Genomic DNA, 25,766 nt, shown 5'->3' on the forward strand with positions numbered 1-25,766 from the left:
CCATTGGTGCAGTGTTCTCGGCAGTGCTGCCCGGCTCTGCCAGAATGGCCCGCATGAACACCACTCCCGATACCGCCCTTCTGGTCGTGAACCTCGGCACCCCCGAATCGCCGACCGCCCCGGCCGTGCGCCGCTACCTGGCCGAGTTTCTCAGCGACCGCCGCGTGGTCGCCATTCCGCCGCTCTTCTGGAAACCGCTGCTGTACGGGGTGATTCTGCCGATCCGTGGGCCCAAGTCGGCGGAGAAATACGCCAAGGTGTGGTTACCCGATGGCTCGCCGCTGGCGGTGTATACCCGCCGCCTGGCCGATGGCCTGAAACAGGCGCTGCCCGACTGGCACGTCGAATGGGCGATGCGCTACGGCGAGCCGGCATTGCGCAAGACGCTCGATGCCCTGCGTGCGCGCGGCATCCGGCGCATCGTGGTGTTGCCGCTGTACCCGCAGTACTCCACCACCACCACCGCCTCGATCCAGGACGTGGTGGATGCCTGGCGCCCGAGCGCGCCGGAGATCGCGGTCGAGGTGATCCAGGACTATTGCGAAGACGCCGGCTGGGTGGCGGCGATCGCCGACTCCATCCGCGCGCACTGGCAGGTCCACGGGCGTAGCGAGAAGCTGATGTTCTCCTTCCACGGCCTGCCGCAACGGGTGGCCAATGCCGGCGACCCGTATCCGCAGCAATGCGAGCGCAGTGCGCAGGCGATCGTGGCGGCGCTGGGCCTGGGCGCGGACGAATGGCAGATGGGCTACCAGTCGCGCTTCGGGGCCGAACGCTGGTTGCAGCCGTATGCCGAACCGACCTTGTGGGCATTGGCCGAAGGCGGCGTGCGCAGCTTCGATCTGGTGTGCCCGGGCTTTGCCACCGACTGCCTGGAAACGCTGGAGGAAGTGGCATTGGGCTTTGCCGAAACGCTGGCCGAACGCGGCGCCACGCTCAGCTATATCCCCTGCCTCAATGCCAGCGATGCGCACGCGCAGGCACTGGCTGCACTGGCGCGTCGCGCGTGAGGTTGGAGCCGTTTGCGTGCGAGCTGGCCATCGGTCGTATCACCGGGTTGCGCAGCACAGAGCGCGGGCCGCGCCGGGTGCTGGCCCTGCATGGCTGGCTCGATAACGCGGCCAGCTTCGTACCGCTGAGCGCGCATCTGCACGCGCAGGCGCTGGATCTGGTGGTGCTGGATCTGCCCGGCCATGGCCATAGCGCGTGGCTGCCGGTGGGTGCCGAGTACACGCTCAGCAGCGCGATCCACAACCTGTTGCAGGTGGCCGATGCGCTGGGCTGGGACCGCTTCACGTTGTTGGGCCATTCGCTCGGTGGCGGCGTCGCCAGCCTGATGGCCGCTGCCGCGCCGGAGCGCATCGAGGCGCTGCTGGTCATCGAGGCGCTGGGCGCCCTGGCCGAGCCGGTGGAGAGCACGGCCGAACGACTGCGCGACTCGGTGCGTTCGACGCGCACCCTGGCGCAGCGGCCGCTGCGGGTGTTCGCCTCGATGGAGGCACCGGTGCGCGCACGCATGATGGCCAACCAGCTCACCGAACCGGCTGCACGGTTGCTGGTGGAGCGCGGCCTGCGCGTGGTGGAAGGCGGCTACAGCTGGTGCACCGACCCACGCCTGACCCTGCCCACCGCCATCCGCATGACCGAGGCACAGATCGACGCGGTGCTGGCCTCCATCGTGTGCCCCACCCAGGCGATCTTCGCCACGCCGGCGCAGCCGTATTTTTCCGATGCGCTGCGCGATCACCGCGTGGCGATGGTGCCCGACGCGCGTCTGACGCTGCTGCCGGGCACGCACCATCTGCACATGGAAACCCCGGCACCGGTGGCGGCGGTGATCAATGGGTTTCTTGCGGATCTGCCGCAACCGCCGAGGTGATGCAGGCAGCTGCAAGGAGCGTGATGCGTCATGCGGCGCGTGGTGATTGCAATTGAGTGCCTCGACCGGTGGGATGCGCCCTGGACGTTTTGCGGTGCGGTTCGTGCCGATCCAACGCTTGGGGCAGACGATCGTGCGTTGTTCGAACAGGTCTGGTCGACAGCGTGCGACGCACGTCATTGGACAACGGCCCGCTCCTTGGACACAGGCGTCGCCATGGCCGAACGCGCCCTGGCGCAGCAGTTTGCCTGGCTATCGCCGCTGGCCCGACGGCACCTCGCCCAGGCTGCAGCGTACGAATGGCGCTAGCGGGCTTGCCGCGCGCCAAGGCAGACCGCGCAGTGGCTTTGCATCGCTGTTGATTGGACTTAGTGCGACCGGATCAGCGCGAGCGCTGCGCACCTGACAGACAGACATCGCTGCGGCCTCGCATCAGGCGACCTGCAACAACCGCCGCAGCTGCGCCTTGAGCTGGCGGCCGTGTTCGTGAAAATAGCTGCGTTCGTCGCGCCAGGTGGGGAAACGCTGTTCCACTTCGGCCCAGAAGGCCGGCGAATGATTGGCCTGCAGCAGATGGCAGAGCTCGTGCACCAGCACGTATTCGAACGCAGACGGGCGGCCGAGCACCAGTGCCAGGTCCAGTGCCATCGAGCCGTCCGGGGCGAGCGAGCCCCACTGCGAGGACATCACCTTCAAACGCAACCGTGCCGGTGCGCGCGGCAGGCCGGGGAGATAGGTGGGCAACCAGCGGCCGACATCGGCGCGGGCCTGCGCTTCGTAGAATTCCTTCAGTGTGCGACGTAGACCGGCATCGCCCAGGCGGGTGGGCACATAGAACTGCGCACCTGCATCGGTGATGTCGATGCGTGCGTAGCGGCCGTCGTGCCAGCTCAACGGCAGCAGCGCCCCGCGCAGGGGCAGCAGCCCCGGCACCCCGCGCTCCAGCGCAGGAAAGGCATCGACCTGCTGGTAGCGCGACAGCTGCGTGCTCAGCCAATCCAGGTGCGCGTGCAGGAAGCGCTCGCCGGACACCAGGCTTGCGCGCAGCGGCAAGGTCAACCGCGCGCCACGTTCGTCGACGCTGAGTTTGATGCGTCGCGCACGCGGGTCGCGCACGCGCAGCACGTCGATGTCGCGGCCTTCCAGTTGCACGCGCACGCAATCGCGTTCGACAACCTGTGAGGGCGGCGCAATCAGGCGGCGGACGGGCTTGAACATGCGCACAGGATAGCGCTGCGATGTGTCAGGTGGTGAGACGGCGCATGTGATGCATTCGATGTTGGCGCGACTTAGAGCGACCCACCAGACGGCCACGCCCACTGGCAGATGGGCGCAGCCGAATTGGGTGGATATGCGGCCTGGCTGCATGGCCCTGCCCTCGACCTCCGCAGGACGCACTGACGATACGTCTTCAAGAAAGCAGCCGACCAACGCTCCGGTGCGGTGTCCTCGCCGCTTGCGGGAGCATTGGCGGCGTGGATGCGATCAACGAGCCGTCATGGACGGGTTTTACGGCGTTTCCCGTGAGCGGTAAGGCGCCGCGCCCTCGACGTCTTTGCGTTTGCTGCAAGGCCCTTGCCCGCTCACCATCGCAGGACACGCCGTGAATCCGTCCCTGGAGGCTCTGGCGCGGCATCCATGCCGCTCAAGGTCCCGCGACGGTGGGCGGGCAAGGACCAGTCGAGATGGTCGGTGCGCAGAGTTTTCAGAACAGCGATCAGCGGATCGGCGACGCGGTGTCTTCGCTCTTCAGTAAAACCACCAGCCAAATTTCTGGTGCGGTGTCCTCGCCGATTGCGGGCTCGATGGCGGCATGGATGCCGCCATCGAGCCCCCATGGACGGGTTAACGGCGTGTCCCGCGAGCGGTGAGGGCACCGCGCACTCGACTCACCGCGCTTTTGACGCACGCATCGACTCGCGCCTGCCAAATGCCGCCACAAGTTCGAAACCTGGTTACTCCGCCTTGCTGAGCTTCAGCGCGGTTTCCAGCAACAGGAACAGCCGGCGGACTTCGGCGCTCATCAGCGTAAAGCGTGCGTCGAGTTCGGCGCGCGCGCCGTCGTCTTCGCTGTGTTCGAGTTGATCCAGCGCGCCGTCGAGAAACTTGAGCTTGCGGATCACCAGGTCGTCGCCGAGCACGAACGAGAGGTTGTCATCCAGCACCAGCGCCAGCTTGGTGACCTGCTTGCCGGCTTCCAGGTGCTTGTCGATCTCGTCGCCGCGCAGTTCCTGATGCTGGCACTTGACCACCGCGCCGCCTTCGATCGGGTCCTTCATTTCGCATTCTTCGCCCAGGCTCAGGCCTTCGGGCAAGGGCTCGCCGGCGATCCAGCCGGTGAGGATGGCGCGCGGGGCGACTTCGGCATTGAGCGGCAGCGCCGGGAAGCTGCCGAGCGCGCCGCGGATCTCGCTCATCACGTTCTCGCCGCTCTTGCGGCTGGAGGTGTTGACCGCGATGTAACCGTGCTGCAGATCCAGGATGGCGTCGGTGCGCGAGCTCTTGACGAAGGCACGCGGCAGCAGCTCATGGATCAGGTCGTCCTTGAGGCGTTTGCGGGCCTTGCCGCCGGGGCGACGGCCTTCCTTTTCCTCGATCTCGGCGACCTTGCGCTCGAGCAGATCGTTGACCACCGCGCCGGGCAGGATCTTGTCCTCGCCACCGACGGTGAGCCACAGGAAGTCTTCCAGGCGGTGCGAAAGCACTTCCTGCTCATCGCGGCCGAACGGCGAAATGAAACCGCGCGAGTTCATTTCCAGCGGGCCGACCGGCTTGAGCTGCACTGGCGGCAGCAGCGTTTCGATTTCGGAAAAATCCAGCGTGGTCGGGAAACGGAACAACGTGAGATTGCGAAAGAACATGCGTAAGACCGAAGAAGACAAACGTGGAGGTGGAAGACCGACGGCGACCGGGCGGGCGCGTCAGTCGCTGTTGTGTGGGGTGTCGCTGGCGGCCAGCCAATCGCCACTGGCGTCGGGCACGGCCGCAGCGGCCCCGGGCGCGCGGCCCAGGCTCAGGAAATCGAACAGGCGGCGGTCGGCCAGTTGCTCGGGGCGCACATCGCCCAGCGCGCGCGCGATCTGATCGACCCGCCCGGGTTGCTCGCGATCCCATTGCTGCAACATGCGGCCGACCTGCTGGCGCTGCAGGTTTTCCTGGCTGCCGCACAGGTTGCAGGGAATGATCGGAAACTGCCGCGCCTGCGCGTAGTCGGCGATGTCGGCCTCGCGCACGTAGGCCAACGGGCGGATCACCACATGCGCGCCGTCGTCGCTGCGCAACTTGGGCGCCATCGCCGCCAAGCGTGCGTGGTGGAACAGATTCATGAAAAACGTGGCGACGATGTCGTCGCGGTGATGGCCGAGCGCGATCTTGGTCACGCCATGTGCCTGCGCGTAGGCATACAGCGCGCCACGACGCAACCGCGAGCACAGCGAACACATGGTCTTGCCGGCCGGAATCACCCGGCTGACCACCGAATAGGTGTCCTGCTCGACGATGTCGAACGGCACCCCCAGCGCGCGCAGATAGGTGGGCAGCACGTGGGCGGGGAAATCCGGCTGCTTCTGGTCCAGGTTGACTGCCAGCAGCGTGAACGGCACCGGCGCCTTGCGCTGCAGGTGCAACAGCATGTCCAGCAGGGTGTAGCTGTCCTTGCCGCCGGACAGGCAGACCATGACCCTGTCGCCGGCTTCGATCATGCCGAAGTCGGCAATCGCCTGGCCCACCTGGCGTTGCAAGTGTTTGCCCAGGCGCAGCTGTTCGGGCATCGGCCGCTGGCGCGGGTTGCGCGGCGCGGGGTCGGCCAGGGGTTGCGGCAGCGGCAGGACAGCGGTCATAAGCCGGCCATTGTAGCTGCCGGGGGGATGGGGATTGGGTCGTGAGGTCAGGGGTGGCTGCCCCCATCCGCCCTTCGGGCACCTTCCCCCGTAAACGGGGGAAGGGAGCAAGCCCTTGTTTGTGGGGGGAGCGCCTCCCACCGGCGCTCTCCTGGCGGCGCTCTCCCAGCAGCTCCCTACGCCCCAGCAGCTCCCTCACCCCGGCGGTTCCCTCTCGTGGCCATTCCCTCTCCTGGCAGCTCCCTCTCCGGGCTGCTCCCTCTCTGGGCTCCCTCTCCTGGCAACTCCCTCTCCCCCCGGCAGCTCCCTCTCCTGGCGCTCCCTCTCCTGGCGATCCCTCGCCCGGCGGTTCCTTCTCCTGGCGATTCCCTCTCGTGGCAGCTTCCTCTCGCCCCAGCAGCTCCCCCGCTCGGCGATTCCCTCTCCCGCATGCGGGAGAGGGTGCCCGAAGGGCGGGTGAGGGCCGTACGCCCCGGCCAGCCCACAACCGGCCAGCACCACACCTAGCCGCCACGCCACATTACGTATCTCGCAGCGCAGCAAGCCTTTCGGCGCCGGGCTGGGTAAAGTCGGGCAGACCGCTTCACTCGGAATCGGCATGGAATCTCCAGCTTCGCTTCATCGCGCGGCTTTTTTCGGTCGCAATTGTGGTAGCGCTAACATTTTGCGTGGTGTGGGTCGGATCTTGCGCGCGCAGTCCCCCTTGGTGCCGGCCGCGCGCGCTGCTGGCGCAGCGGCAGTGCACATAGGCGACTGCCGCGCTGCGCGACTGGCCACTCGTTTGCAACACCCTTGCCTTCCCTCGCCTCCTTGCAGGAGTTCCACCCCATGAGCAACACCGTCTACATCGGCGCCAAAGAGTATTTCCCCGGCATCGGCAAGATCGGCTTCGAAGGCCGCGACTCCGACAACCCGCTCGCGTTCAAGGTCTATGACGCCAACAAGAAGATCGGCGACAAGACCATGGCCGAGCATCTGCGCTTTGCCGTGGCCTACTGGCATAGCTTCTGCGGCAACGGCGCCGATCCGTTCGGCCCGGGTACGCGTGCGTATCCGTGGGATATCGGCAACAGCGCGCTCGACAGTGCCGAAGCCAAGGCCGATGCCGCATTCGAATTCTTCACCAAGCTCGGCGTGCCGTATTACTGCTTCCACGATATCGACCTGTCGCCGGATGCGGACGATATCGGCGAGTACGAAAGCAACCTCAAGCACATGGTGGGCATCGCCAAGCAGCGCCAGGCCGACACCGGCATCAAGCTGCTATGGGGCACCGCCAACCTGTTCTCGCACCCGCGCTACATGAATGGTGCATCCACCAACCCCGACTTCAATGTGGTGGCGCGCGCCGCCGTGCAGGTCAAGGCCGCGATCGATGCCACGGTGGAACTGGGCGGCGAAAACTACGTGTTCTGGGGCGGCCGCGAAGGTTATGCCTGCCTGCACAACACGCAGATGAAACGCGAGCAGGACAACATGGCGCGCTTCCTCACCCTAGCACGCGACTACGGCCGCGCGATCGGCTTCACCGGCAACTTCCTGATCGAGCCCAAGCCCATGGAGCCGATGAAGCACCAGTACGACTTCGACAGCGCCACCGTGATCGGCTTCCTGCGTCAGCACGGCCTGGACCAGGATTTCAAGCTCAATATCGAAGCCAACCACGCCACGCTCTCGGGTCACAGCTTCGAGCACGATCTGCAGGTTGCCAGCGATGCCGGCCTGCTCGGCAGCATCGATGCCAACCGCGGCAATCCGCAGAACGGCTGGGACACCGACCAGTTCCCGACCGACCTGTACGACACCGTCGGCGCGATGCTGGTGGTGCTGCGCCAGGGCGGGCTGGCACCGGGCGGCCTGAATTTCGATGCCAAGGTGCGCCGCGAATCGTCCGATCCGCAGGACCTGTTCCTGGCGCATATCGGTGGCATGGACGCGTTTGCACGTGGTCTTGAGGTTGCCAACGCATTGCTGACGTCTTCGCCGCTGGAGACCTGGCGCGCCGAGCGTTACGCCAGCTTCGACAGCGGCGCCGGTGCCGACTTTGCCAACGGCACCAGCACGCTGGCGGATCTGGCCAAGTACGCCGCCGGTAACGAGCCCAAGCAGATCAGCGGCCGTCAGGAAGCCTACGAAAACCTGATCAATCAGTATCTGATCCGGTGAACGCTGCCACGCGCGCGGCGTGGGACGCGGCGTGGATGGGACACCCCGCCTGCATTGCCCTAGCGGCAATGCAGGCGATGCCACTCATCCAGATCGACGACACCGTGGCGCGTATTACGCAGGGGACATCACGCCGGCCACCGCAGGGACGCACAGGACATGCACAACCCGTCGGCGACTGCGCCCGTACTGCGGCCGCGCCGTCGCTCCTCTTACTCGGCCGGATCGGAGGGTGTCGGTGCGGCCACCGAATCCCGCTTGACCAGCAGGTGCGCGACCACATGATCGACCATCTTCGCCGTGCGCTCCTTGGCACGTATCGTCTTCAACAGGATGTCCAGCGCGGCATCGGCCATGGCGGCGATGGGTTGCTGCACGGTGGTGAGTTCGGGCCATACCGCCGTGGCGGCAGAGGTGTCGTCAAAGCCCACTACCGACAGGTCGCGCGGCACATCCAGCCCACGGCGGTGCGCGACCGAGATGGCCGCAGCTGCCATGTCGTCGTTGCTGGCGAAGATGGCACTGGGGCGGCGTTTGCGCGCCAACAGTTTTTCGGCGGCGACCAGGCCGGATTTGTAGGTGTAGTCGCCCGGCTGCACCAGATGCCGATCCAGGCGCAAACCGGCATCGGACAACGCGGCCTGAAAACCTTCGAACCGCCGGGTGCTGGCCGACAGGTTCGGGTGCCCGGCGATATAGCCGATGCGCGTATGCCCCTGTGCGATGAGATGCTCGGTGATCTCCTTGGCGGCGGCGAATTCGTCGATCCGCACGCAGGCCACATCGGGGCTGAAGTGATTGGAGGCGATCGCCACCACCGGCACCTTGGCGCGCACCAGCTCCAGCACCGCGGCCCTGGACTCGCACAACGGCGGCGGCAGGATCACACCGGCCACGCCCTTGGCAAGCTTGCGTGCGGCACGGCGCTCGGCATCGGCATCCAGGTCGTCCCAGCAGTCGATCACCAGCTGGATCGAGGTCCGCGAGGCCACGCGCAACACACCCAGCAACAGCTCGCGCAAATACGCGCCGCTGGGATCGCTGTAGATCAACGCGATACGGGTGCTCTGTGCAGCGGCCAGCGCACTGGCAGCGAGATTGGGCGTGTAACCGAGCTTGTCGACCGCGCGCATCACCCGCTCGCGGGTGGCATCGCGGACACTGCCGTTGTTGTTGACCACACGCGAGACCGTCATCGGCGACACCTTCGCCAGCGCCGCCACCTCGTCGATGGTGGTCGCGCGACTGGTACGGCGGACCGACTTCCTGATCTTCTCCAAGCGTGGCCTCTTCAGGTGACTGCGACAGCGGGCGGATGCTCGCGTGCTGCTGCCGGTACACGCGCGGCAGCCCGACGTGGCGCGATGCAAGCCATGGTACCGGGAAGCAGACAGAGCGGCGAGATGCACCCACGCGCCTGCAGCCTGCAGGAGCGCGCCGCATGAGCGCATGCCGGATGGGCCGCACGCGCGCGAGCGGGCATGTGCTGGCGCTGCTGTGGCTGGTCCTGCTGGGTGCCGCGTTGGTGCCGGTCGCCCCCGTGCATGCCGAAGATGGCTACGAGTTATGGTTGCGCTACCACACCCTGGGCAAGGCCGCGCAGCTGCGCCAGCACGCAAGCGCCCTGGTGGTGGCCGGTGATTCGCCTACGCTGCAGGCCGCGCGGGAGGAACTGCAACGCGGTGTACAGGGGCTACTGGGCAGCACGCTGCCCACCACCGCGACCGTCACCGCCGATGGCAGCATCCTGCTGGGCGCCGCGACCGCCCCGCAGATGGCGGCGTTGAAGCTGAAAACCGATGGCCTGGGCCGCGAGGGCTATCTGATCCGCACGGTCAGCGTCGATGGGCATCGAACCACGGCCATCGTGGGCGGCAGCGATGTCGGCGCGCTATATGGCGCGTTTCACTTTCTGCGCCTGCTGCAGACTGGCCAACCGCTCACTGCGCTGGATGTGCGCGAGGCGCCGCGCCTGCAGCTGCGCATGCTCAATCATTGGGACAATCTCGATGGCGTGGTGGAGCGCGGCTATGCCGGCGCCTCGTTGTGGAACTGGCAAACCTTGCCCGGCTATCTGGACCCGCGTTACACCGACTACGCGCGCGCCAATGCCTCGTTGGGCATCAACGGAACCGTGCTCAACAATGTCAACGCCAAGGCGTGGAGTCTCACGCCGCAGTACCTGGACAAGGCCGCGGCACTGGCGCAGGTGTTTCGTCCCTATGGCATTCGGGTGTTTCTCAGTGCGCGCTTCAGTGCGCCGATCGAGATCGGTGGTCTGAAAACTGCCGACCCACTGGACCCGCAAGTGCAGCGCTGGTGGCGCGACAAGGCCGACGAGATCTATGCGCGCATCCCGGATTTTGGCGGATTCCTGGTCAAGGCCAATTCCGAAGGCCAGCCCGGCCCGCAGGATTACGGACGCAGCCACGCCGATGGCGCAAACCTGCTGGCCGATGCGCTGGCGCCGCATGGCGGGGTGGTGATGTGGCGGGCCTTCGTCTATTCGCATGAGCAGCCGGACGACCGCGCCAAACAGGCGTACAGCGAATTCGTGCCGCTGGATGGCGCCTTTCGCGACAACGTGATCGTGCAGGTGAAGAACGGTGCCATCGACTTCCAGCCGCGCGAGCCGTTTCACCCGTTGTTCGGTGCGATGCGCAAGACGCCATTGATGCCGGAGTTTCAGATCACCAAGGAATACCTGGGCTTTTCCACGCATCTGGCGTACCTGGGCACGCTGTTTTCCGAAACATTGCAGGCCGACACCTATGCGCGCGGCAAGGGCTCGACCGTTGCAAAGACCGTGGATGGAAGCCTGTTCGCCGATAGCAAACGCACACGGCTGACCGGCATTGCCGGCGTGGCCAATATCGGTGCCGACCGCAACTGGAGCGGCTCGATCTTCGATCAGGCCAACTGGTACGCGTACGGGCGGCTGGCGTGGGACCCGCAGCTGTCGCCGCAGGCCATTGTGCAGGAATGGGCACGCATGACGTTTTCCAACGATCCGGCGGTGGTCGAACCGGTGGTTGGCATGATGCTGCGTTCGCGCGAGGCGGTGGTGGACTACATGACCCCGCTCGGGCTGCATCACCTGATGGGGCGCGGCCACCATTACGGCCCGGCACCGTGGGATGCCGGCAGCGAACGCCCTGACTGGGACCCGGTGTATTACCACCGCGCCGACCGCAACGGGATCGGCTTCGATCGCAGCGCCAGCGGCAGCAATGCCGTTGCGCAATATGCGCTGCCGGTGGCGCGCGTGTTCGGCGATGTGCAGCGCGTGCCCGAGCCGTTGCTGCTGTGGTTCCATCATGTGCCGTGGGATCACCGCATGGCCTCCGGCAGACCGCTGTGGGACGAGCTGGTCTGGCGTTACGACCACGGTGTGAGCGAGGTGGCTGCGATGCGCACGACCTGGCAAGGCCTTGCCGGCAAGATCGATGCGCCGCGCTACCAACAGGTGGACGCTTTCTTGGCTATCCAGCAGCGTGAGGCGCAGTGGTGGCGCGATGCGAGCATCGCCTATTTCCAGAGTGTGTCCGGCCGCCCGCTGCCTGCCGGCGTGGCGCCGCCAGCGCATCCGTTGGCGTATTACCAGGCACTGACATTTCCGTACGCACCGGGGAATCCGAAGTGAGCGCATGTCGGCTGAACGTGTTGGTCGCCACGTTATCGGTGTTGCTGCTGCCGCAACTGGCAAGCGCCGCAGATGCACCGCTGCTGCATCCCGTGTTCCAGGACCATGCGGTGCTGCAGCGCGATGCGCCGATCCGCGTATGGGGCGATGCGGCGCCGGGCGCGCGTGTCACGGTGCAACTGGAGACGGCGCAGGTGCAGGTTCGCGCAGACCGGCAAGGGCATTGGCAGGCACGCCTGCTCGCGCATGCGGCCGGCGGCCCGTACCGCTTGAAGGCCAGCACTGCCAGCGGGGTGGTGCAACAGATCGACGATATTTTGATCGGCGATGTGTGGCTGTGTTCGGGGCAGTCGAACATGGAGCTGCAGGTGCACCGCACGCTGGATGCACGCAGCGAGATTGCCGACGCCGACCACCCCAGCATCCGCATGTTCAAGGTGCCCGCGCAATCCAGCCCAACCCCGCAACGCAGCTTCGGTGGCGTTGCAACGTGGCAACGCACCACGCCGGAGACGGTGAAGGAGTTTTCGGCCGCGTGCTACTACTTCGCGCGTGAGTTGCAGAAGAGTGTCGACGTGCCGATGGGCTTGATCAACGCCTCATGGGGCGGCTCGCAACTGCAGGCCTGGATCGGCGACGCGCCGCTGCGTGCGGCCAGCGACGATGGTCCGGCACTGGATGTGCTAGCACGTTACGCAACCGACCCGGTGGCTGCCGCGCCGCAGTGGGCCGCGCTGTGGGAAGCCTGGTGGCATGCGCATGGCGAAGGCGAACCGTGGCAGCCCGATGCGCCCGGCGACTGGCAGGGCGCACCGCCGGCACTGGGCGCATGGGACGACTGGGGCGTGCCGCAGCTGGTCGGCTTCAACGGCATGGTGTGGTACCGCACCAGCATCGAACTGACACCGGCACAGGCCGCGCAGGACGCGACGTTGTTGCTGGGGCCGGTGGACGAACTGGACCAGACCTGGGTCAACGGGCGCGGCGTGGGCAGCAGCTACGGTGCGGACCAGCCGCGTCGCTACACACTGCCGCGCGGGCGGCTGCATGCCGGGCGCAACAGCATCGTGCTCAATGTGCTCAACACCTATCGACGCGGCGGCTTGTTGGGCGATGCGCAATCGCGCGCACTGCAGTTTGCCGATAGCAGCACAGTGGCGCTGGACGCGCCCTGGCAATACCGCATCGTGCCGCAGGCAGTGGGCTCGCCACCGCGGGCGCCGTGGTCGTCGGCTGCAGGGCTCACCACCTTGTACAACGGCATGATCGCGCCACTGGGGCAGCTGGGCCTGCGTGGGGTGCTGTGGTACCAGGGCGAATCCAATGCCGGCGATGCGGCGCATTACCCGGCCTTGCTCAACGCATGGCAGCGCGATTGGCGACAGCGTTTCGGTGCGCAGTTGCCGCTGCTGGTGGTGCAGCTGGCCAATTACGGCACCCCGCCCACCCAACCGGTCGAAAGCGGTTGGGCGCAATTGCGCGAGGCGCAGCGGCGCTTCGTTGCCGACGATGCACACGCCGGGTTGGCGGTGGCGATCGATATCGGCGACCGCTACGACATCCATCCGGCCAACAAGCAGGAGCTGGGCCGGCGCCTGGCGCGTGCAGCGCGGCATGTGGTGTATGGCGAGGCGATTGCGCCGTCCGGCCCGGTGCCGCGCAGCCTGCAGCGCGAGCGCGACAGCGTGCGCATCCGCTTCGATGACGTGGACACCACCTTGCTGAGCTATGGCAACGACGCACCGATCGGCTTCGAGCTGTGCGGCGAGGCGTCCGGCACTTGCCGCTATGCCAGCGCCACGCTGCAGGGCCGCGATGTCAGCGTGCGCGTCCCTTCCGGCATGACCGCAACGCGCGTGCGCTACTGCTGGGCCGACAGCCCGGTGTGCACGCTGTACGACCGCAGCGGCTTGCCGGCCGGCCCGTTCGAACGTCCCATTACCGCCACCCCTTCCCCCTGAGCGAGATCACGATGTCACAGACTCCCGACTCCCCTGCACCGCTGCAAGGTTCCGCCCGCGACCGCGAGATCGTCGAAGCGCGCGTCATCGTCACCTGCCCGGGCCGCAATTTCGTCACGTTGAAGATCCGCACCCGTTCGGGCATCACCGGGCTGGGCGATGCCACGCTCAACGGGCGCGAATTGGCGGTGGCGGCGTACCTGCAGGAACACCTGGTGCCCAACCTGATCGGCCGCGATGCCGGGCGCATCGAGGACATCTGGCAGTTCTTCTACCGCGGTGCGTACTGGCGGCGCGGGCCGGTAACGATGAGCGCAATTGCCGCGGTGGATGTGGCGTTGTGGGACATCCTGGGCAAGATGGCCGGTATGCCGCTGTATCAACTGCTCGGCGGGCGCTCGCGCGAAGGCGCATTGGTGTACGGCCACGCCAACGGCCGCGATATCGCCGAAACCAGCGATGAAGTGGGCCGCTTCCGCGAGATGGGCTTCATCGCCATCCGCGCGCAATGCGGCGTGCCCGGCATCAAGAAGACCTACGGCATTTCTGTCGGTGGCAAGCCCTACGAGCCGGCCGAAAGCGAGCTGCCCACCGAAACCGTGTGGTCCACGCCGCGCTATCTCGGCGTTGTGCCCAAGTTGTTCGAACAATTGCGCAGCGACCATGGCGACGAGATCGAGCTGCTGCACGATGCGCACCACCGGCTCACCCCGATCGAAGCCGCGCGCCTGGGCCGCGACCTGGAGCCGTACCGGTTGTTCTGGCTGGAAGACGCCACCCCGGCGGAAAACCAGCGCGCATTCGAGATCATTCGCCAGCACACCGTGACACCGCTGGCAGTGGGCGAGGTGTTCAACTCGATCTGGGACTGCAAGCACCTGATCGAGCAGCAGCTGATCGACTACATCCGCACCACCATTGTGCATGCCGGCGGTATCACCCACGTGCGCCGGCTGGCCGATTTCGCCGCGCTGCACCAGGTGCGCACCGGCTTCCACGGCGCCACCGATCTGTCGCCGGTGTGCATGGGCGCAGCGTTGCACTTCGACACCTGGGTGCCCAACTTCGGCATCCAGGAATACATGTTCCATTCCGACGAAGCCAACGCGGTGTTCCCGCACGACTACACCTTCCGCGACGGACGCCTGCACTGCGGCGAAACCCCCGGGCATGGCGTGGACATCGATGAAGACCTGGCCGCGAAGTATCCGTACGTGCCCAAGCAGTTGCCTATCGCACGCCTGGAAGACGGCGCGATGTGGGACTGGTGATGCGCCTGCTGCCGGCAGCGCTGGCTCTGCTGATGGCTGCGCCTGCGCCTGCTGCGGTGCAGGCACCGGCAACGACAGCGGCGCCCACCGGCGTGGATGTCGCCTTCGATTGGTTCGACTACCGCGGCGACGATGCGGTGTTCGCAACTCCGCTGCCGGCCGGGCATTACCGCAATCCGGTGCTGGCTGGCTTCTATCCGGACCCCAGCATCACCCGCGTGGGCGAGCGCTATTACCTGGTCAATTCCACGTTTGCGTACTTCCCGGCGATTCCGGTGTTCGAGAGCACCGATCTTGTGCACTGGACGCAGATCGGCAATGTGGTCGAGCGCCGCGAGCAACTCGATTACGACGGGCTCGGCGTGTCGCGCGGCATGTTCGCCGCCAGCATCCGCCATCACGCCGGGCGCTTTTACGTGGTGGGCACGTCGGTCGATAGCGGCGGCAATTTCATCGCCAGTGCCAGCGACCCGGCGGGCCCGTGGTCGGCGCTGACCTGGCTGCCGGGTATCGACGGCATCGACCCCTCATTGTTCTTCGACACCGATGGCAGCGCGTATCTGCTCAACAACGGCCCGCCGGAAGGCACGCCGTTATACGAGGGCCATCGCGCGATCTGGATGCAGCGTTTCGACCTCGCCACCAAGCAACCGATTGGCCCGCGCAAGGTGTTGCTCAATGGCGGCGTGGATCTGGCCAGCAAGCCGATCTGGATCGAGGGCCCGCACCTGTATCAACGCGACGGGTGGTACTACCTGTCCTGCGCCGAAGGCGGCACCGGCCCGCAGCATTCGCAGGTGGTGTTGCGTAGCCGCGACGTGTGGGGGCCGTATGCGCCCGCGCCGAGCAACCCCATCCTGACCCAACGCGATCTGCCGGCCGCGCGCGCGCACCCGATCAGCAATGCCGGCCACGTGGACCTGGTGGACACGCCCGATGGGCAGTGGTGGGCGGTGTTTCTCGCAAGCCGTCCGTATAGCGGCGACCGCTACAACACCGGGCGCGAAACGTTCTTGCTGCCGGTGCAGTGGCGCGATGGCTGGCCCTCCATCCTGCCGGCGGGCCAGCCGATTCCCTACATCGCCAAGGCGCCCACCGGCGCGAAGACGGCACGTGCCACGCAGGCGCCGTTGGCGGGCAACTTCACCTGGCATGACGACTTCGACCACGCCACGCTGCAGCGCGAGTGGCTGAGCGTGCGCGTGCCCAGGGGTGAGCTGGCCGACCTGCGCACGCGTACAGGCTGGTTGACGCTGCATGCCGGCACGCAAGGGCTGGACAGCGCCGGCACACCGGCCTTCCTCGCACGCCGCCAGCAACACACACGCTTTACGGCAAGCACCGCGCTGGATGTGCCCGCGCAGGCGGGCGTCAGTGCGGGGCTGGCCGCGTTTCAAAATTCCAACGCGTGGTATGCATTCGGCGTCCGTCGCGATGGCGATGCGCTGCAGGTGTTCCTGCACAAGCGCGATGGCGCCACCACCACCACGCTTGCACAGACCCGCATTCCGGCAACCGCACAGCTGCGCCTGCAGATCAGCGGCGATGGCGGCGCGTACAGCTTCGCCTTCGACGCCGATGGCCGCGGCTGGCAATCGCTCCGCCGCAACGACGATGCCGGCTTTCTCAGTACCGAACAGGCCGGCGGCTTCGTCGGCAGCATGATCGGGCCGTTCGCCCAATCGCACCCCGACCGCCAACAGGACTGACCATGCCCTCCTACCCGCCCGCCCGTTTCCGCTCGCTCGCGCACGGCGTCCTGCTCGTACTCGGATGCGCCGCAGGCGCTGCCCATGCAGCCACACCACCGCCGTATCTGGACACGCAACGCAGCTTCGACGCGCGCGCCGCCGATCTGGTGGCGCGCATGACGCTGGAAGAAAAAGCCGCGCAGATGCAGAACGCTGCGCCCGCCATCCCGCGCCTGCAGGTGCCGGCCTACGATTGGTGGAACGAAGCGCTGCACGGCGTGGCGCGCGCCGGCGGTGCCACGGTGTTTCCGCAGGCGATCGGGTTGGCGGCCACCTTCGACACGCCGCTGATGGCCGAGGTGGCCACCGCCATCAGCGACGAAGCGCGCGCCAAGCACCACGCGTTCCTGGCGCGTGGCGAGCACAAGCGCTATCAGGGGCTCACGTTCTGGTCGCCGAACATCAACATCTTCCGCGACCCGCGCTGGGGCCGCGGGCAGGAAACCTACGGCGAAGACCCGTTTCTCACCGCACGCATGGGCGTGACCTTCGTGCAGGGCCTGCAGGCGCAGCAGGGGCCGTACCGCAAGCTCGATGCCACCGCCAAGCACTTCGCCGTACACAGCGGCCCGGAGGCCGACCGCCATCATTTCGATGTACACCCCAGCGAGCGCGATCTCTACGAGACCTACCTGCCGGCGTTTCAGGCCCTGGTACAGGAGGGCAAGGTCGCTGCGGTGATGGGCGCCTATAACCGCGTCAATGGCGAATCCGCCTCGGCCAGCACCCGGCTGGAAGGCATCCTGCGCCGCGATTGGGGTTTCGACGGGTACATCGTCAGCGACTGCGCCGCCATCCGCGATATCTGGCAGAACCACAAGATCGTGCCCACGCCCGAAGCCGCCGCCGCACTCGGCGTCAAACACGGCACCGACCTGGATTGCGGCGACACCTACGCCGCGTTGCCTGCGGCGGTGCGTGCCGGCTTGATCGACGAGGCCCGCATCGATACCTCGCTCAAGCGCCTGATGACCACGCGCATGCGCTTGGGCATGTTCGACCCGCCGGCCAGCGTGCCGTGGGCGCAGATTCCCGCCTCGGCGAATCAATCGCCGCAGCACGATGCGCTGGCGCGCCGCACCGCACGCGAATCGCTGGTGTTGCTGAAAAACGACGGCGTGTTGCCGCTCAAGCCCACGCTCAAGCGCATTGCCGTGGTCGGCCCCACCGCCGACGACCCGATGTCGCTGCTGGGTAACTACCACGGCACGCCCGCCGCGCCGATCACCATCCTGCAAGGCATCCGCGATGCCGCACCGCAAGCCGATGTGGTCTATGCGCGCGGCAGCGACCTGGTGGAAGGGCGCGAAGACCCCAACGCTGCCGCACCGATCGAATCGCGCTATTTGCGCCCGGCGGCCGGTGCCACGCAGAACGGCCTGACCGGCGACTATTTCAATGGCCGCACGCTTGCCGGCCAGCCGGTGCTGACCCGCATCGACCCGCGCATCGCCTTCCGCTGGGACCGCAACGCGCCCACCGACGATGCAGTTGGCCGTGGCGAACTGCAGCCCGACCGCGCACTCGGCAAGGACGATTTCAGCGTGCGTTGGCATGGCCAGTTGCTGCCGCCGGTCTCGGGCACGTACGAATTGCAGATTGCCGCCGACGATGGCGTACGCCTGTACCTGGACGGTAAGTTGCTCATTGATCAATGGAGCGATGCACCGCGCATGCGTGGCGGCAATGCCAGCGTGGCGCTGGAAGGCGGCAAAGCCTACGACCTGCGTGTGGAGTATTACGAAGCCACCCGCGATGCCGGGGTGCGCCTGGCCTGGCGCATGCCCGGCGCCAAACCGCCGCTGCAGGAAGCGGTGGACGCCGCCCGCAATGCCGAAGTAGTGGTGTTTGTCGGCGGCCTCACCGGCGATGTCGAGGGCGAAGAAATGGACGTCAATTACCCCGGCTTTGCCGGTGGCGACCGCACCGACACGCGCTTGCCCAAGCCGCAGCGCGAGCTGCTGCAAGCGCTGCAGGCCACCGGCACGCCGGTGGTGGTGGTGCTGACCACCGGCTCGGCGCTGGCCATCGACTGGGCCCAGCAACACGTGCCCGCCATCCTGCTGGCCTGGTACCCCGGCCAGCGCGGCGGCAGTGCGGTGGGCGATGTGCTGTTCGGCCAGGCCAGCCCCGGTGGCCGCCTGCCGATCACCTTCTACAAGGAGGACGAGCGCCTGCCGGCCTTCGACGACTACGCCATGCGCGGGCGCACCTATCGTTACTTCGCCGGCAAGCCGCTGTATCCATTCGGACATGGCTTGTCGTATACGCAGTTTGCTTATTCCACCGTGCAGGTTGATCGCAAGACCGTGGCCGCCGACGGCACACTCACCGCAACGGTCACGTTGAAGAACACCGGCCAACGCGCAGGCGACGAAGTGGTGCAGCTGTATCTGCAGCCGCTGAAGCCACAACGCGAACGCGCCATCAAGGAACTACGCGGCTTTCAACGCATCACCCTGCAGCCGGGCGAACAACGCCAGGTGCGCTTCACCATCACGGCGCAGGACGCGCTGCGCATCTATGACGACCAGCGCAAGGCGTACGCCGTGGATCCGGGTGCCTATGAGGTGCAGATCGGCGCCTCCAGCAGCGACATCCGCAGCAAGCAACGCTTCACCGTCACCGATAAGTAATCGCGCCCCCACAAGCCGCCGAGCAAAGCCCCTCTCCCTGCGGGAGAGGGGTTGGGGTGAGGGTAAGGCCACCAAGCAAACCTGCAGCACCCCACGATTACTAAAAAGACCCCATGCCAATTCCAACGCTCTCCATCGCAGCACTCGCTCACCTACCAACCACTGTTCTCACACCAAGCTACACCCCAAAACACACCACCATCGGCATCGTGCATCTGGGCGCAGGCGCCTTCCATCGCGCTCACCAGGCCGTCTATATCGACGATTTACTCGCCGAAGATCCCACCTGGGCCATCTGCGCCGTTTCCTTGCATAGCCCGCACGTGCGCGATGCGCTGCGTCCACAAGATGGGCTCTACACATTGGCCTTGCTCGACGAACACCCGCAGCTGCGCATCATCGGCGCTATCCGCGAAGTCCTCTGCGCCGCCGACGAACAAGCCACCGTGCTCGCACGCCTGTCAGATCCTGCAGTGCGCCTGGTCACGCTCACCGTCACCGAAAAAGGCTATTGCCTGGCCGGCGACACGCTCGACCTGGCGCATCCCGACATCGCCCACGACATCGCCAACCCCGCAGCCCCGCGCAGTGCCGTCGGCTATCTCGTCGCCGGGTTGCAGCAGCGCATGCGCAACGGCACCGCGCCATTCACTGTGCTCAGCTGCGACAACCTGGCCGACAACGGCACGCTGCTGCAGCGCGCCGTGGTGCGGCTTGCGGAACAGAATGACCGCGCGCTCGCGGCCTGGATCGCGCAACACGCAGCCTTCCCGCGCTCGATGGTGGACAGCATCACGCCCGCCACCGATGACGCGCTGCGCGCGCACGTGCAAGACCAGCTGGGTGTGCACGACGCCTGGCCGATCCAGCGCGAGCGTTATAGCCAATGGGTGATCGAAGATCGTTTCTGCAGCGGCCGCCCTGCATTCGAACGCGCAGGCGTCACCCTGAGCGAGGACATCGCCGGCTACGCGCGCGCCAAGCTGCGCCTGCTCAACGCGCCGCATTCGGCGCTGGCGTATCTCGGCAGCCTGCTAAACCTGGAGACGGTAGCCGACGCCATGCGTCACCCTGAACTTGCGGCCTTCGTCGAGACACTGATGCGCGACGACATCGCGCCCACCCTGCAGCCGATGCCGGGCTTCGACCCACAGCACTACAGCGACGCCATCCTGGCCCGCTTCCGCAACCCCGCCATCCGCCACCTGCTCGCCCAGATCGCCTGGGACGGCTCGCAGAAGATCCCGGTGCGGCTGCTGGGCACGATCGGCGATGCGCTGGCCTCCGGGCGCCCGATCGACCGCGTATGCCTTCCGGTCGCCGCCTGGTTGCATTTCGTGCGCAGGCAGGCATGCATTGGCGTGGCGCTGGTCGACCCCTTGAACGATGCCCTGGGCGCGCTTGGACGCGCAGCCACTGGCGATGCCGCCGCTGATGTCGCGCGTTTTCTCACGCTGGATGCGGTGTTTGGCACGCTGGCTGCAGATTCGCGCTTCACCGATGCGCTGGCGAAAGCCTATCTCGCGTTGGGTGATGCCACACCAGGCCAAGTGGAGACCGTGCTTGCCTCGCTGGAGGCCAGTTGAGCGACGTTGCATCCTGGCAACGGTGGCTGAGGTGTGAGCTGCGCACGACACATGCCGCGCCGCGCAGGAGCGGCCCACCTGCCATCGGTGCGCCTCTCCACCACGCGTAGAGGCGCCCGATGGTTCCTGCGTGCCGCTGCGCGCTCCACGTGCGTGCTGCCGCAGACCTGGCTCACACAGCCCGACGATTACGGCGCGTGTCAGCGACCGGCAATGACCTGCCCGATCCGCAGCAGGTTGCCGCTCTCGTCCACGATCGCAAATTCGCGCATGCCCCAGGGCTTGTCGGCAAGCGGGTCGATGCGCGGGATGCCTTGCGCCGGGAGCCCTGCCGCCTGCAGTGCGGCGTAGACGTCATCCACGTTGCCCACCCGCAGGTAACAGCCCGCATAGCACGCGGCCGGGTCGAGATCCGGATGCGCAAAGAAATGCAGCTCTACCGCGCCACGTCGCAAGATTGCATAGCCCGCATCATGCGGATGCGCATCGCCTTCAAAGCCCAGTCGGCGATAGAACGCCAGGGTCTGCGCAATCGCGCGGCTGGGCAGGATCGGAATGGTCTGGTCGGCGGCGTTGGCGTGGGCGTTCATCATCGACTCGTCGGCAGCGGGATCGGGGCACACGCCGCTACGGTACTCCTTGGACACACGGGCCGCTTGGATCCGCGCGCATCGCAGACGTCAGCAGCCCGGGCAACGGCTTGCGCCCGATCACGCTGCGCGGCCGCCATGCAGCGCGGCGGGCATGTTGAACAGACGGATCAACACCACGACGAGCAGGAGCACAAAGCTCAACGCCCAGACATAGAACGCGGCGCCCACGTGGTCGATCATCACCTGATGGCCCGCCTCGTTCTTGTCGAACCGGGTTGCGCGAAAGGTATCCAGTCCGATCAGACAGGCCGCCACCAGCAGCGCCGCCGCCATCTTGTCTACCTTGAGGCCATAGCAGAGCCACGCCAGCCAATACAGCGGGTTACTCATCCAGGCGATGCACTGGCCGTCGACCACCTGCATCCAGCCGAGCAGCAGAATGGCAAAGCCCCCCAGGTGTTCATCGCCGCCATGCAATGCAGGAAGGCAGAGCGCAACAACGTATAGCAGGGCCGACAACACGAGCAGAAAACGCTTCACAAGCATCCTTGTTTGAGTCTGGTCTGTGTACGTTTGCGCGTCTGTCACTTCAGACGGCGTCCGCACGGCCACCGATGTCCACTATAGACACTCGCTGCAGACTTTTGCGCGGTGCGCCGCTGCTCCCGACGGCATCAGCGGCAGATGGGATGGCAGGGGCTTCGACCGGGCGCGTCGCCATGACATGCTTGAACCCCAACCATCCAGCACCCGGAATCCGACCTCGACATGGCAACTCCCAAGAAGCAGAACCTGCCGGAAAAGGTCTGCGTGCAATGCGGACGGCCGTTCTGTTGGCGCAAGAAGTGGGAGAAGGTCTGGGACGATGTGAAATATTGTTCGGATCGATGCCGCGGCGATCGCAAGCGGCAACGCACGTCGCCTTAGCACGCGTGCCGGCATGCGTGCTGGCCTGCACGGGACGGTCGACGCAGCGATGGCGTGCACCACAGCCCTGCAGCACTGCGCCGAAGCCCTCGCCGCATGCTGGACCAAGACTTGCTCCGTCTGCAAAATGCTTTCGCCGTGCACGATGCAGGTACGCCGCGTCAGCACTCCCAGCGCCGACGCAGCATGACCCGATGGCGAAGAGTGCCGCCTGAGGTTATTTCTTCATCGCCGCCTTCTTCGCGGCGCCCGATGTGCCCACACGCTTGGTGGTTCGCTTGCTGGCAACCGCCATGTTGTCCACCAGGTTGGGATAGGGCCGGCCCGCCGCCTTGGCACGCTTCCTGGCCTGGGACTTCTGTGCGGGAGACAGCGATGTGGACCGCGATGCGCTCTTGGGGTTGGGCGTTTTCCAGGGTGCAGACTTCCTGGCGGTGGCTTTTTTTACGGCCTTCGCGGACGTAGCGCTCTTGCTGGCAGTGCCGCGTTGCGCCGACGCCTTCTTGGCCGCGTGTGTTCCGGCTGACGTCTTCCTGGCCGGCTTGTTCGTTGCCGCCTTCTTCGTTGCCGCCTTCTTCGTTGCTGACTTCTTCGTTGCTGACTTCTTGGTTGCTGCCTTCTTCGTTGCTGCTTTCTTTGTGGCAGCTTTGCGCGCTGGCGTCTTTTTCGTCACCGACGACGTTGCGCCACGTGTCTTCGACGTCTTCTTGGCAGCCGTTTTCGAGGCGCCACCTGCACTTGTGGAGGCGCCGGCCTTCTTGCTCGCCCCTGCGTCCAGACGCTGGAGCAGACGTGCAGCCCAGCGCTGGCCTGCATCGCCGCCCCACAGCAGCCAGGCGATATAGCCGGCCGAGGGTACCTTGGCATCTGCCCAGCCTTTGCCGTTCTTGTCGACGCTGTGTCTGGCGAAGTAGGAATGCATGCGGCGAATGGTCTGTGCAGACAGCGACTTCTGCGCGGAGAGATCGCGTGCACGCGCCACGCCAATTGCGGTGCCGCCGCGCCCATGCTGCTCGCGCAGGCGCAGGCCGCGCGCAGCGGCAGCAGCCACCGCCTTGGGTGGAGCGGTTTGCAGAACCTGCTTTGCTTGAGTGATGGCCACACGCATCTCCGGGTCGATTTACCGTAGTGTTCGCAAGCGCGGTTCTGCTGCACGTGAAGAGCTCGCAGGCACCGGTCCGCATGCGGCATGCGGGCGAACGGTTTGCGGCGCAGCTCATCGCCGCCCTTCCAGGTGGAACTCTGGACCAGGCCATGTTGCGGGACGAGGTGGAACAGCTGGGCTCCGGCATCGTGGAGGCTGGGCGCATCTGCCGCGATGCGTACAACTCGCCACGCGCACACTGCTACCGGATCAGGCTGCTTGTGCAGCTGGATCGTGCGGCCGCTGTCGCTACACTGGTCTGCCATGGCCACTGGCAGAGCGCTTCATGCGACTGTTGAACATCACGCTCCGCGCGGGGCTGCTCGCCGCGACCATTGGCTGCGTGCCTGTGCTCGGCATCGCGGCCGAACACGCTACGTCTGCCAAGACCGCCGCGCCATCGCCGCAGTGGCACTCGGTTGCCACACATGGCAAACCGCATGCGCGCCACGAGAACAGTCTGGTTGCCATTGGTGAGCGGCTGTATCTGATCGGTGGACGCGACCAGCGCCCGCTGGAGATCTTCGATACCCGCACAGGTCGCTGGTCGCAAGGCAGCGCACCGCCGCTGATGGTCAGTCACGCGCAGGCAGTGGTGTCTGCAGGCAAGCTGTATTTCGTCGGCGGCTTCACCGGCGACTACCCGGAAGAAGCATCGCTGACCCACCTGCTGATCTACGATCCGCAAACGGACACGTGGCAGACGGGCGCGGAAATCCCGCAGCATCGGCGTCGCGGCGCCGCAGGCGCGGTCGAGCATGCCGGCGTGCTGTACCTGGTCGGCGGCAACACGCGCGGGCACATGAGCGGGTACGTGCCGTGGCTGGATGCCTTCGATACCAGGACCCAGCAGTGGACACAGCTGGCGGACGCGCCGCACGCGCGCGACCATTTCCATGCGGCCGTGATCGACGGAAAGCTGTATGCCGCCGGTGGACGCAGGTCGGCCCACGAAAGTGGCAACACCCTGGCGCAGACGATTGCGGAAGTGGATATCTACGACGTTCAACGCGGCACCTGGTCCGTTGCGCCGGCCGCGTTGCCGACGCAGCGGGCCGGCACCAGTGCCATTGCACGCAACGGCAAGCTGCTGATCATCGGCGGCGAGAGCCTGCGGCAGGTCACGGCGCATGACGAGGTGGAAGCCTACGACCCGCAGCGCGCCGCCTGGACAACGCTGCCAGCGCTACCGCAGGGGCGCCATGGCACGCAGGCCGCAGCCGTCGATGGCAGCCTGTATCTGGCTGCCGGCAGCGCCAACCGCGGCGGTGGCCCGGAGCTGGAGGATCTGCTTGTACTGAACGACGGCCAGACGCCATAGCGCAGGTCCGCGCGGACCCGCCGCCGTGCGAAACTTCAGGCATGAGCATCGTGCGGTGACAGGCGTGTAGCCAATCCGCCGACATGTCTTTCCGAGGCGGCGTGCAGGAGCGGCAATGGCCAAGCGCAGATCAGACCGACCACCACTGGCAACGCCCGGGATGGCAGGCCAGTTTTCACTGCCGCTTGTCCATATGGAAGGCAAGCCAGAGGCGCCGCCACTGCTGGCCACGCCCAACGAAAACTACAGCAACTACATCGTCTACGTCGATGAGAGTGGCGATCACGGGCTGGAGTCGATTGATCCCAATTACCCGGTGTTTGTGCTGGCGTTTTGTGTTTTTCACAAAAGACACTATGCACAGCGCGTGGTACCGGCGGTCGAATCCTTCAAGTTCCGGCACTTCGGGCATGATGTGGTCATTCTCCACGAGCACGATATCCGCAAGGAAAAGGGACATTTCCGATTCACGGATCGTGTGGAAAAGCAGGCATTTCTCGAAGAACTCACCACGATCATCGAGTCACACAATTTCATCCTGATCAGCTGCGTCATCGACAAGACGCGGCTGAAGGAGAAATCGCAGATGGGCAACAATCCCTATCATCTGGCGCTCGCGTTCTGTCTGGAGACACTGTTCGAACTGATGCAGGAAAAACATCAAGACAAGGTTCCGACTCATGTGGTGGTCGAGTGCCGTGGCAAGAAAGAAGACCGTGACCTGGAGCTTGAATTCAGGCGCATTTGCGACGATGCGAACCGCTGGGGCCTGCAGTTGCCCTTCAACATCGTGTTTGCGGACAAGAAGGCCAACTCGTCCGGCTTGCAGTTGGCAGACTTGGTGGCGCGTCCCATTGGCCTGTCGGTACTCCGGCCGGGTCACCCCAATCGAGCGTTCGAGGTGTTGCAGCAAAAATTTTCTGCAAAGAAGGACGGCGCAGGCTGGGAATCGACTACGCGGGCTGGGGCCTGAAGGTTTTCCCACCGCCGGAAAGCGAAAAGCCCCGGTGATCTCACCGAGGCTATGACGCCGACCAGGAACCCCCAGT

19 protein-coding genes are annotated in these 25,766 nt (G+C 66.0%); 12 read left to right on the top strand and 7 right to left on the bottom strand.

Going from position 1 to position 25,766, the window contains the following annotated elements:
• The first annotated feature begins 44 nt into the window (after nucleotides 1–44).
• Nucleotides 45–1,010 (top strand): ferrochelatase, encoded by a 966-nt coding sequence (gene hemH, locus RZV17_RS19510; protein WP_355609521.1) that lies wholly within the window; start codon nucleotides 45–47, stop codon nucleotides 1,008–1,010.
• A complete protein-coding gene (locus RZV17_RS19515; protein WP_355605862.1) occupies nucleotides 1,007–1,879 on the top strand; it encodes an alpha/beta hydrolase in 873 nt (290 codons plus the stop codon). The genes hemH and RZV17_RS19515 overlap by 4 nt, the downstream gene beginning before the upstream one ends.
• Nucleotides 1,880–2,311: 432 nt before the next feature.
• On the opposite strand, the gene RZV17_RS19520 is transcribed toward RZV17_RS19515, so the two are convergent.
• The 3 genes from RZV17_RS19520 to ttcA all read right to left on the bottom strand — a co-directional run bounded on the left by RZV17_RS19520 (nucleotide 2,312) and on the right by ttcA (nucleotide 5,718).
• Nucleotides 2,312–3,097: a SprT family zinc-dependent metalloprotease gene (locus RZV17_RS19520; protein ID WP_184372322.1), complete on the bottom strand. Its 786-nt coding sequence runs from the start codon at nucleotides 3,095–3,097 to the stop codon at nucleotides 2,312–2,314.
• 737 nt (nucleotides 3,098–3,834) lie between these two features.
• Nucleotides 3,835–4,740 carry a recombination-associated protein RdgC gene (locus RZV17_RS19525; protein ID WP_166744518.1) on the bottom strand — a complete coding sequence of 302 codons (906 nt, stop codon included), beginning with the start codon at nucleotides 4,738–4,740 and terminating at the stop codon, nucleotides 3,835–3,837.
• Nucleotides 4,741–4,800: 60 nt separating this feature from the next.
• Nucleotides 4,801–5,718 (bottom strand): tRNA 2-thiocytidine(32) synthetase TtcA, encoded by a 918-nt coding sequence (ttcA, locus tag RZV17_RS19530; protein ID WP_184372325.1) that lies wholly within the window; start codon nucleotides 5,716–5,718, stop codon nucleotides 4,801–4,803.
• Nucleotides 5,719–6,546: 828 nt separating this feature from the next.
• Here ttcA and xylA point away from each other — a divergent pair.
• Nucleotides 6,547–7,884 carry a xylose isomerase gene (xylA, locus tag RZV17_RS19535; RefSeq protein ID WP_355605867.1) on the top strand — a complete coding sequence of 446 codons (1,338 nt, stop codon included), beginning with the start codon at nucleotides 6,547–6,549 and terminating at the stop codon, nucleotides 7,882–7,884.
• 212 nt (nucleotides 7,885–8,096) lie between these two features.
• On the opposite strand, the gene RZV17_RS19540 is transcribed toward xylA, so the two are convergent.
• Nucleotides 8,097–9,164, bottom strand: coding sequence for a LacI family DNA-binding transcriptional regulator (locus RZV17_RS19540; RefSeq protein ID WP_166744515.1), 1,068 nt, complete (start codon nucleotides 9,162–9,164; stop codon nucleotides 8,097–8,099).
• Between the two features lie 176 nt (nucleotides 9,165–9,340).
• Between RZV17_RS19540 and RZV17_RS19545 the strand changes: the two genes are divergently transcribed.
• The 6 genes from RZV17_RS19545 (at nucleotide 9,341) to RZV17_RS19570 (ending at nucleotide 20,732) form a co-directional block, all read left to right on the top strand.
• The gene (locus RZV17_RS19545; RefSeq protein ID WP_355609524.1) at nucleotides 9,341–11,527 is read left to right on the top strand and encodes an alpha-glucuronidase family glycosyl hydrolase; all 2,187 of its coding nucleotides are present in this window, start codon (nucleotides 9,341–9,343) and stop codon (nucleotides 11,525–11,527) included.
• The gene (locus tag RZV17_RS19550; protein ID WP_355605871.1) at nucleotides 11,524–13,488 is read left to right on the top strand and encodes a sialate O-acetylesterase; all 1,965 of its coding nucleotides are present in this window, start codon (nucleotides 11,524–11,526) and stop codon (nucleotides 13,486–13,488) included. Before RZV17_RS19545 ends, RZV17_RS19550 begins: the two co-directional genes overlap by 4 nt.
• Before the next feature lie 11 nt (nucleotides 13,489–13,499).
• Entirely contained in the window at nucleotides 13,500–14,759 is a 1,260-nt protein-coding gene (gene manD / locus RZV17_RS19555; protein WP_166744513.1) for a D-mannonate dehydratase ManD, read from the top strand.
• Between the two features lie 20 nt (nucleotides 14,760–14,779).
• On the top strand, nucleotides 14,780–16,468 hold the full coding sequence (locus RZV17_RS19560) for a glycoside hydrolase family 43 protein (RefSeq protein ID WP_355609527.1): 1,689 nt from the start codon (nucleotides 14,780–14,782) through the stop codon (nucleotides 16,466–16,468).
• A 2-nt stretch (nucleotides 16,469–16,470) separates the two neighbouring features.
• Nucleotides 16,471–19,146: a glycoside hydrolase family 3 C-terminal domain-containing protein gene (locus RZV17_RS19565; protein WP_355605875.1), complete on the top strand. Its 2,676-nt coding sequence runs from the start codon at nucleotides 16,471–16,473 to the stop codon at nucleotides 19,144–19,146.
• Between the two features lie 113 nt (nucleotides 19,147–19,259).
• Nucleotides 19,260–20,732: a mannitol dehydrogenase family protein gene (locus tag RZV17_RS19570; protein WP_355605878.1), complete on the top strand. Its 1,473-nt coding sequence runs from the start codon at nucleotides 19,260–19,262 to the stop codon at nucleotides 20,730–20,732.
• A gap of 200 nt (nucleotides 20,733–20,932) precedes the next feature.
• Here the strand turns inward: RZV17_RS19570 and RZV17_RS19575 are convergent, their stop codons facing one another.
• Together RZV17_RS19575 and RZV17_RS19580 are read right to left on the bottom strand one after the other, a co-directional pair.
• Entirely contained in the window at nucleotides 20,933–21,322 is a 390-nt protein-coding gene (locus tag RZV17_RS19575; protein WP_166752898.1) for a VOC family protein, read from the bottom strand.
• Nucleotides 21,323–21,442: 120 nt separating this feature from the next.
• Nucleotides 21,443–21,865, bottom strand: coding sequence for a hypothetical protein (locus RZV17_RS19580; RefSeq protein WP_355605883.1), 423 nt, complete (start codon nucleotides 21,863–21,865; stop codon nucleotides 21,443–21,445).
• Nucleotides 21,866–22,093: 228 nt separating this feature from the next.
• Here RZV17_RS19580 and RZV17_RS19585 point away from each other — a divergent pair, with 228 nt between their 5' ends.
• Nucleotides 22,094–22,252, top strand: a complete 159-nt coding sequence (locus tag RZV17_RS19585; protein WP_081422362.1) for a DUF2256 domain-containing protein — start codon at nucleotides 22,094–22,096, stop codon at nucleotides 22,250–22,252.
• Nucleotides 22,253–22,469: 217 nt separating this feature from the next.
• On the opposite strand, the gene RZV17_RS19590 is transcribed toward RZV17_RS19585, so the two are convergent.
• Entirely contained in the window at nucleotides 22,470–23,354 is an 885-nt protein-coding gene (locus RZV17_RS19590; protein WP_355605886.1) for a DNA-binding protein, read from the bottom strand.
• A gap of 328 nt (nucleotides 23,355–23,682) precedes the next feature.
• On the opposite strand from RZV17_RS19590, the gene RZV17_RS19595 reads away from it, so the two are divergent.
• Together RZV17_RS19595 and RZV17_RS19600 are read left to right on the top strand one after the other, a co-directional pair.
• The gene (locus RZV17_RS19595) at nucleotides 23,683–24,717 is read left to right on the top strand and encodes a kelch repeat-containing protein (RefSeq protein WP_355605890.1); all 1,035 of its coding nucleotides are present in this window, start codon (nucleotides 23,683–23,685) and stop codon (nucleotides 24,715–24,717) included.
• A 115-nt stretch (nucleotides 24,718–24,832) separates the two neighbouring features.
• Nucleotides 24,833–25,690 carry a DUF3800 domain-containing protein gene (locus tag RZV17_RS19600; protein ID WP_355605893.1) on the top strand — a complete coding sequence of 286 codons (858 nt, stop codon included), beginning with the start codon at nucleotides 24,833–24,835 and terminating at the stop codon, nucleotides 25,688–25,690.
• The last annotated feature ends 76 nt before the right edge of the window (nucleotides 25,691–25,766 follow it).

Origin of the sequence: Xanthomonas cannabis (assembly GCF_040616535.1) — a bacterium.
In the GTDB taxonomy this organism is placed as follows: domain Bacteria; phylum Pseudomonadota; class Gammaproteobacteria; order Xanthomonadales; family Xanthomonadaceae; genus Xanthomonas; species Xanthomonas cannabis.

Coding starts and splice junctions, on each gene's coding strand:
- RZV17_RS19595 (WP_355605890.1), top strand. CDS start 23,683: ATGCGACTGTTGAACATCACGCTCCGCGCGGGGCTGCTCGCCGCGACC.
- RZV17_RS19570 (WP_355605878.1), top strand. CDS start 19,260: ATGCCAATTCCAACGCTCTCCATCGCAGCACTCGCTCACCTACCAACC.
- ttcA (WP_184372325.1), bottom strand. CDS start 5,718: ATGACCGCTGTCCTGCCGCTGCCGCAACCCCTGGCCGACCCCGCGCCG.
- RZV17_RS19525 (WP_166744518.1), bottom strand. CDS start 4,740: ATGTTCTTTCGCAATCTCACGTTGTTCCGTTTCCCGACCACGCTGGAT.
- RZV17_RS19575 (WP_166752898.1), bottom strand. CDS start 21,322: ATGAACGCCCACGCCAACGCCGCCGACCAGACCATTCCGATCCTGCCC.
- manD (WP_166744513.1), top strand. CDS start 13,500: ATGTCACAGACTCCCGACTCCCCTGCACCGCTGCAAGGTTCCGCCCGC.
- RZV17_RS19545 (WP_355609524.1), top strand. CDS start 9,341: ATGGGCCGCACGCGCGCGAGCGGGCATGTGCTGGCGCTGCTGTGGCTG.
- xylA (WP_355605867.1), top strand. CDS start 6,547: ATGAGCAACACCGTCTACATCGGCGCCAAAGAGTATTTCCCCGGCATC.
- RZV17_RS19520 (WP_184372322.1), bottom strand. CDS start 3,097: ATGTTCAAGCCCGTCCGCCGCCTGATTGCGCCGCCCTCACAGGTTGTC.
- RZV17_RS19565 (WP_355605875.1), top strand. CDS start 16,471: ATGCCCTCCTACCCGCCCGCCCGTTTCCGCTCGCTCGCGCACGGCGTC.
- hemH (WP_355609521.1), top strand. CDS start 45: ATGGCCCGCATGAACACCACTCCCGATACCGCCCTTCTGGTCGTGAAC.
- RZV17_RS19585 (WP_081422362.1), top strand. CDS start 22,094: ATGGCAACTCCCAAGAAGCAGAACCTGCCGGAAAAGGTCTGCGTGCAA.
- RZV17_RS19600 (WP_355605893.1), top strand. CDS start 24,833: ATGGCCAAGCGCAGATCAGACCGACCACCACTGGCAACGCCCGGGATG.